Annotated in this window: 2 protein-coding genes; both read left to right on the forward strand. The window is 39.2% G+C overall.

The window, feature by feature from the left end:
• Window positions 1–157: 157 nt before the first annotated feature.
• Window positions 158–373 (forward strand): hypothetical protein, encoded by a 216-nt coding sequence (locus tag LGZ98_RS23935; RefSeq protein ID WP_228903264.1) that lies wholly within the window; start codon window positions 158–160, stop codon window positions 371–373.
• Window positions 374–600: 227 nt separating this feature from the next.
• The coding region (locus LGZ98_RS23940; RefSeq protein ID WP_262978751.1) for a hypothetical protein at window positions 601–798 on the forward strand (198 nt) is incomplete at its 3' end.

Below are 798 nucleotides of genomic sequence, written 5' to 3' on the forward strand. Positions count from 1 at the left end.
CATCAGCCGGGGTTTTTTCTTTCTGGCACTTCACACGTGCAATTATAAACCTTGAATCTATTCACAAATGAGCCTTAGAGGGTGCCAGTGGTTAGTGTACCTTCAAGGGCTGGTATTCCTGTGTGACTAAGGTTCATTTTTGAACAGGTAATACACCATGCAATTAGTAGAAATTAAAAAATTTGACCTTGTAACCAATACTGTAGCCATTTCTGATGGTGTTGAACGTGAGCATGACACCATAATTAAGCTGGTTGATAGGAACAAAGCTGATCTTGAGGAGTTTGGAACTATCGGATTTGAAATCCGCAAGTCTGGAGGTAAGCCACTTCGGGTTGCGTTACTTAATGAACAGCAAACGACCATTGCTTGAAGAACTGCATAGACTGGCAGCATAACCCAACAAGAGCATCTGAGGGCGCTCAAGGTAAGTATCTAGTGCCCTAGTTTGCTTAGGATTTTATATTTATGGTGTAGTAAATCTCATAACTTAGTGTTGATCTGCCATCACAACGATGTACACTAATAATTAGTAACAAGTTGATGTACGCTAACTAGTAACAAGTTATTGTTACAAAAAATGGTAATAGGGGTGAAAACGTGTCACTTACAATACGTCGATACTTGAAAGCGGCTGGTAGTATCATGGATATCATGCCATCGACTAATTATATGAAACTGGTATCATCTGAGAGTGATTTAGAGCAAATTCGTAATGATATGGCGGCGATATCACAAGATGTTGCTAAAGTTTTGAGCGCTCAAGGTTATAAAGATGTCAAACCAGGAAAATACAAA

The sequence above is a fragment of the Photorhabdus kayaii genome (assembly GCF_025384895.1).
Classification (GTDB): Bacteria; Pseudomonadota; Gammaproteobacteria; order Enterobacterales; family Enterobacteriaceae; genus Photorhabdus; species Photorhabdus kayaii.

Excerpts from the sequence above, each read along its gene's own strand:
- LGZ98_RS23935 (WP_228903264.1), top strand. The coding sequence starts at position 158 with ATGCAATTAGTAGAAATTAAAAAATTTGACCTTGTAACCAATACTGTA.